2 protein-coding genes are annotated in these 7358 nt (G+C 35.3%); one reads left to right on the top strand and one right to left on the bottom strand.

Translation table 11 applies throughout. The annotated features are described in order from the left end of the window. Positions 1 to 139 precede the first annotated feature (139 nt). Positions 140 to 5158 carry an IPT/TIG domain-containing protein gene (locus Q0Q96_RS03510; RefSeq protein ID WP_293871816.1) on the bottom strand — a complete coding sequence of 1673 codons (5019 nt, stop codon included), beginning with the start codon at positions 5156 to 5158 and terminating at the stop codon, positions 140 to 142. Between the two features lie 394 nt (positions 5159 to 5552). On the opposite strand from Q0Q96_RS03510, the gene Q0Q96_RS03505 reads away from it, so the two are divergent. Next, positions 5553 to 7352: a T9SS sorting signal type C domain-containing protein gene (locus tag Q0Q96_RS03505; RefSeq protein WP_293871813.1), complete on the top strand. Its 1800-nt coding sequence runs from the start codon at positions 5553 to 5555 to the stop codon at positions 7350 to 7352. Positions 7353 to 7358: the final 6 nt, after the last annotated feature.

Here is a 7358-nt window from a genome sequence, read left to right as displayed (position 1 = left end):
CTGGTATGCACTCAAATCGATAATAAATGAAAATCAAAGCCCAGTGAACAAAACAATAGCCTTAATAGCTACTTCTTTTACAGCTTGGTATGAATTTAAAGACATAATTAATTTAACATATATAAATTAGACTAAAGCCTTAATAAATAATTTTTTTAATAACAGTTCCCCCTGTTTGCAACTTTATTTCTAACAAGAGTGTTGCATTGTTTTTGTTCAGACTTGTGAGAATTAAATCATTGGAGTTGATGTTATCATAAGTTGCTATTTTTTGACCTAATACATTGTAAACAATAATAGTTTCCATCAGTAAATTACTTGAATTTACAACCACTTTTTTATTAGTCATAACTTTTACATTGTTTTCAAAAGCTGTATTGGATGTGCCGAGCGCATTAGTTAAATAAATTACTTTGAATCTGTCGTTTATAGCTCCAGTATTTGAAGAAAAAGAATAGGGACTTACTTTTAAATCATGTGTTATGTTTAATAGAATATCTCTTAAGTAGATGTTTTGACTGTTAAATAATCCGTCAATTCCTGCAATTGCGATGGTATAATTGCCTTGTGTTGGAATATTGATACCAATTGGTACCTCATCATTCACATCAAATGGTAAGCTTCTGCCTTGAATAGAGAACTTGGTATCTCCAATTTCAGAATATAGTTGTGTTCCTCCATAATTTTGTGTGATACAATCAAAGAAACTATCCCTTCCCATTGTTGCATTTTCGATATATCCAAATAAAGTTCTATCGGATTGACCATTAGGATTTACAAGGTCCAACCAAATTCTGTTTCTTTCGATTGTATTAACGTCAAAAGTAGTAGAACTCGTTGTGCTGTTTATTGTTCTGTAAAAAACGTTATTGCTGAAACTGGCATTTCTTAAGTTATTATTAAAAGAAACTGTAACATTGTCTGTTGTACTTACCGCAGAACCATCAATCATTTGTACAAAAAATCCTTGACCCGCTCCAATAAAGACATCAGAAGCTGCTGCTGGACAACAACTAGTTCCTGTAAAATTATACGTAAGATAATCACCAGTAGTATAATTGTAAACAAATGAAGAATAAAATGGATTTTGAATAAGGTTAGACGGAAGTGTTCCATGTGTCCATAACCTTATATTTCCTTCTATTTTTGTGTTGTTGTCAAATAAAAATTGACTTCCTCGAATAGCCGATGGATAAGGATTTCCCAGTAAATTCCAGTTGTCACTTAAATTGGTGACTTGTATGCCATTGGTTCCATAATGTAATGCGGTGTTTTGGTCTGTTCCTCTTTCAATAGGAATTGTAATATCACCATTGTTTGGAACACCAGTAAACGTGCCATTTAAGGTATTGAAGGTAGTATTATTAAAAGGAGATGCGCTAGGACTTCGTGCAATATATCCTTTTCCAGCAATCATTGTGGTTCCAGATGCAGTTTGCCACGTTCCTTGTCCCCCATTTGAATTTGCAATTGTTGTGTTCCATTTATAAATTGGACCAAAAGAGTAAGGTGACACTATGTTATCCACATTAAAATTAGCCACTGGGGATGACCAATACACGTAATCGAGAGTTCTTACATTCGAAGCATCTCTTTTACAAATTATATTTCCAGAATTTAAAATATTGTTTATTTGTATTAGGCTCGCACTATTATTAATTGTAAAAACACCGCTTGGTTGCACAGTAACTTTATCAACAATGGTTAAATTTTTATTTGTATTTAGTGTTAACTGTGCATTGTTATAAACCAATAAATTATATCCAACAGCATCTGGAGAATTAGAAATAATAGGATTATTAGCAGTTGTTGGAATTATAACACAGTTTGCATTTGTTGGCACGCCACTTGGTGTCCAGTTGTTTGGTGTGTTCCAGTCAGGACTTTGTGTTCCATTCCAAATTTTATTTCCATTAACGGTTACTAATACATTACCGGTATATTTTAAATTGTTACCACTACAAAGCGCATAAGTTACTTCTGCTGTGTACGTGGTAGTAACTGTTGGACATACATTGATAATATCTGTCGTGCCAATTTGTGTGCCCGATGTGCTGTTGCCTTGAAACCATTTTATAGATGTTAAAGATGGACCAGTTGGTACGAATCGCCAAGCTTCATTTGTTGTAGACCAGTCTGTACTCAAACCATTTCGGTTAGGTGCAACTACGGCCGCGGTTCCTGCAGCGTTTTGAATTCCAACAATAGCATTACCATTATTCCAAGTTGAACAAATATTCTTTTCTTTTATATAAACTTCAATAACATTGGTATTTTCATACAATACAATCATTCCAGTATATAAGCTTGCATTGCATGAAGACGAGTACATTGGAATATTATTCCATGAGGCAACAAGTGCTCTACAACCGGTATTAAGTGTTATTAATTCCCATCCAACTTGTCCACCTTTGCTTGGGTCTATATCATGATAAACCCCAAAAATAGTGTTCTTGAAAAGAGAAACATTGGGTAAATCGCTATTGTACGACCATGTCGAATATCCTCCTGGAGTATTTGAAGTGGTGTCAAATGTTATAACCCCATTAGAACCAATTAAACATTTATTATAATTGTTTCCAAAAAAACAAAAATCGAAAGGAAGATTAATTGTTGGCGACCAAACGTCATCAACATTTACACTCACAGGGTTTTGCAAGCATGTGTATTGGTATGGCGGTACATAAGGAATCGAGGAAACACTATAATTTGTTGGTTGATTTAACTGCAAATAGGTTGCTTCTAAACTGGTGCATGTTGATGCCGAACACATTACCGCTGGAGGACTTGCGCCATTTAGACCTTGACCTCCAGCAATTATAGATGGACAAGCATTAGTTGTATTTCCTGTACCATTACCAACTGCACAAGGAGAATAATTAGTTGGTCCAAACCATGTGCTTACATCGGTACCTCCGCAAAAGGAACGTACCCAAAAATAATATTTTTGTCCTGTGGTTAATCCAGTAAGTGTTACACTTATTACTCCTGCCGAAGTTGTGCTAGTGGGAATTGTACTTGAAGTTGGCGTAACTCCCGTGGTATTGATGAAATACTGGTACCCACCCGAGGCAGATGGAGTAGAAGCATTCCAATTTACTGTTACGCTAGTATTAGATAGAATATTAGGATATAAATTTGATGGAGATGGACAACTTGGTGTAGTGGCACAAATACCAAAAGTTCCATTATTATTATTGCCGTATTCCCAAACTCTTATATAAATAGTTTGTCCTGGTGTTAATCCCGATCTGGAAATATAGGACATTAAACCATTATTACTGCTATCATCATCACAATCTAATAAAGTTAGTGAACCGCAAGTTCCTGAATAAAAAGCCATACCGCTATCGGTCATCACCCCTTCAATTAGGTCTACATCGAGCTCACCTGTTGCGGGAACAACTGCTGAAAACCAAACATCCCCACCAAGATAATTAGCACAAGCAGGTGTTGTCATTCCGGTACTGCCAGTAGCTCCCGCATTGGTATAGGTTGTATAGGAACAAGTAGTTGAAACGGTTAAAGATATTGCGCCACTACATTCATCATTAGTGAGGACGGTAGTAACTGTTCCAAGCAAATAAGCACTACTGCAATTTATATTTGTAGCTTTAATTTGATAATAATATGAGGTTGCCGAATTAAGTCCGGTTACTGCATAGCTAGTAGTTGGACTAGATATAATGAATGGTGAACCTGAAACAGGAATTGAACGTCCAGCATCTGTATAAACTTCTAACACATAATTTATTGCTCCAACAGATGCAGTCCAAGACACTGTAAATCCTGAACTAGTTACTAAAGAATTTACAGGAACAGTTGGTGCTGTTGGACTAGGATTTACCGTTACCGAATAAGTAGCAGGAGTACATAATCCAATTGTATAATTTACAGTAACATTTCCTGGGGCAGTTCCCGTTAAAACACCGCCAGCTGTAATAGTTGCGGTACCAGATCCGTTTACAACAGTCCAAACTCCACCAGCATTTAGATTAGTAAAAGCAGGGGTAGAAGACCCGACGCATACAGATGCGGCACCACCCGCAATAGCTCCCGGAGTTTGTTGCACAGTTAATGCTTTTGAAACGCTACATGTTGTTGGTAAAGTATACAAAACAGTAACAGTACCAAGGGCAGTTCCAGTAGCAATACCACCAGCCGAAATAGATGCTGAACCCGTTCCGCTTGAAGTTGACCAAGTACCGCCAGCAGTGGCATCAGTAAAAGCAATAGTATTAACTCCCGTACAAACTGTCGCTGCTCCGCCGCCAATAGCAGCTGGATTTGGATTTACTGAAAAAACACCAATACTGGTGGCTGTTCCTCCAGCAGTTGTTACACTCACCGTACCAGTGGTTCCAGCCCCGATTACAGCTATTATTGTAGTACCTGTATTAGATGTAATTGATGCAACTGGAGTCCCGCCAATTTTTACGTTAGCTGCTGTTGCACCAGTAAAATTTGTTCCGGTTATAGTAATGTTTGACCCAACACAGCCACTTGAAGGGAGGAGTAAATTGGTGATGGTGGGCATTGGAGCAGGTGTGTAAGTTAATGATATATCATCAACAGCTCCATAACCATCTGGGGGAAGATTATCGCAATTGAAAGTAAAAATTAAATTTGTTGTTGTGCCTGCAAGCGCGTTAGATAACGTAGCACTTTGGGTAGTAAAAGTAGTAGTATTAGCGTTTGGATATGGTCCAAAAACTAATGTTCCCCCCGGTGCTGTTCCTCCTGTTGGGGCTACAACATCAGTATATACAGAAATGTAATCATAATAGATACCAGCAGCATAATCTGAAACTGCTTGTTTGTATTTAAAACTTAATTGTATGTTTGTGGCACCAGCAGGCACAGTTATAGATTTATACAAATGTTGAATACGAGCGCTTCCGTCTGTTCCAACTGTGGTGGTATTATTCCCAATAAAGGCACATCTTAATCCTGTAAATCCTGATTGACCAGTACCAACGTACCAGTTTCTTTTCGGATTTCCACCATTAGCTACCGACCAATTGTTCGCCGCAAAAGTAATTCCAGACTCAAAACCACCATCACCAGCGGGAGAAATTAAAGTTTGAGATGTTACTACATCAGCAAAAAACATCAAAATCAAAACCAATACAGTTTTAAATTTTAAGTTTGTAGACATAATTTTTTTAATAGTAGCTTTACTCATTATAATTTAACATTTTTTGAAACTCAATTTTAATCTTATAAAAGTATTTTTAATTCTATAAAAATCATAAAAACATTGATGTAATACATAGATAATCGGCGAATTACACTTTTTAAGGCAATTTGAATGGTGGCTTTTTAAAATAATATTTGTGGATGACAATTCTTTCAATTTTTAGAAAATGTTTTTAATCAAAAACAAAAAAATAAATGTTTTTATCAAAACATTTGAAGTCAAGCAATCAACTATTTCTTTTCCCTAAATACGAAAAAAAATATTTTTGGTTTTAAACTCAATTTAGCATGCGATAAAAATTATTTTTGGATTTGAAAATGAATAACTTATAAAATATTCTTATTTTTGTTCTATGAAAAGAGTACTGTTTATTTTTTGGATTGCTTTTTCTATAAACTTTAGCTATTCGCAATTATTTGTTAAAAATAATAGCTTTATTTTTAACAAAGGAACTGTGGTTTATAGTAAAGGAAATTTAGAACTGAACGGTATTAATAGTAATTTTTATCTTAGAAACGAAGGTCAGTTTGTGCAAGGAACAGTGGGGGTTTCGAGTAATACTGGAGTAGGAAAACTTTCTGTCTTTCAAGAAGGAACAGTTAATAATTACGCCTATAATTATTGGTGTTCACCCATAGGAAATGCAACACTTGGTGTAACAACCAACGAAAATTTCGGCATTACAATGTTAAATCTGCCATCAACCAATACAATTAGCGCACCAGCAACAATAAATAGTTCAAGTTACAATGGATTTTCTGGAACAGGAACACTATTTATTGCCTCGTATTGGATATTTAGATTTTTAGCACAATCTAATTACAGTGGCTGGGTACAATCCGCAGCAACGACTACTATTGCACCAGGTCAAGGATTTACCATGAAAGGCACAAGCGGCTCAGATCTAACAACTGTTGGTGAGGTTGCTGCAAACAACACAGGAAGTGCTCAACGATATGACTTTAGAGGAAAACCTAATGATGGTACCATAACTGTTGGCGTAGCTACAAATAATTTCACCTTAACAGGTAATCCTTACCCTTCGGCTTTGCATGTAAATGCATTTTTATTAGATCCTACCAATACAGATTGTACAGGAATTGCCTACTATTGGGAGCAAGATAAAACCATTAATTCACATAACTTAACTGCTTACAGAGGAGGTTATGGGACTTATGCTCCAGGTGGAACATTACCAACAGATTATGGCGTTTATGTGCCCGCTTTTTATAGCAGTTATTATATTGATGGGACTGTAAATACTACAGGTTCCTCCTCTGGACTTTCCATTCAAAGGAAATACGCTCCAATTGGTCAAGGTTTTATGATAAAAGGAAAATCATCGGGTTCTCCTACATCGGTAACTCTAAAAAATACTCATCGAGCGTATTACAAAGAGTCTGGCGCTTATTCACATTTTGAAAGAATTTCTAACGTCACCAATTATAATCAAAATAATGGTGTCAACACCACATCGCTTATTCGTTTGAATACTATAATTAATAACATTAATACTAGACAAATAGCATTAACATTTATGCCCAATGCAACTGATGGAGTTGATAGAGGAATAGACGCTTTAAGTCCTGATCCAGATTTGACCAATGATGTTTATTTCTTGCTTGCCAATGAAAAATATGTTATTGAAGGAGTAAATTTTGACATAGAAAAAAGAATTCCCATTGGTGTTAACGTTTCCAATGCTACTTCGTTTAAATTTAGTATCGCAGATGTTGTTAATTTTGATGAAAATCAAGAAATATATATTTACGATGGTTCTGATAGTTCTTATCACAATTTGAAACAAAATGATTATGAAGTTGTACTTCAAACGGGTATTTATAACAATCGTTTTGAAATAACTTTTAAGAATGAAAACTTATCCGTTGACCATTCTGTAAAGAATAATGTCATTATTTTTCAAGACAATGCAAATCATCAATTAACACTTTCAAATCCAAACTTTTTGGACATTAGATCGGTATCATTTTTCGATATTTTGGGTAAAGAGGTCTTTGAAAAAGTAAATTTAGGTTCAAAAACAAGTTATGAATTTTCTACTGCTTCTTTGAGCGACGGAGTATATTTAATCAAAGTACAATCTACTGATGGACAAATTATTGGAAAAAAAATTATAGTTTCTTCTAAATAAGATACC

This window comes from Flavobacterium sp. (assembly GCF_025352015.1).
In the GTDB taxonomy this organism is placed as follows: domain Bacteria; phylum Bacteroidota; class Bacteroidia; order Flavobacteriales; family Flavobacteriaceae; genus Flavobacterium.
Note: the sequence above shows the minus strand (reverse complement) of the source record. Positions and strands in the feature narration are given on the sequence as shown.

What these genes read in the sequence shown, in the direction of transcription:
- Q0Q96_RS03510 (WP_293871816.1), bottom strand. Translation starts at nt 5,158, where the DNA reads ATGTCTACAAACTTAAAATTTAAAACTGTATTGGTTTTGATTTTGATG.
- Q0Q96_RS03505 (WP_293871813.1), top strand. Translation starts at nt 5,553, where the DNA reads ATGAAAAGAGTACTGTTTATTTTTTGGATTGCTTTTTCTATAAACTTT.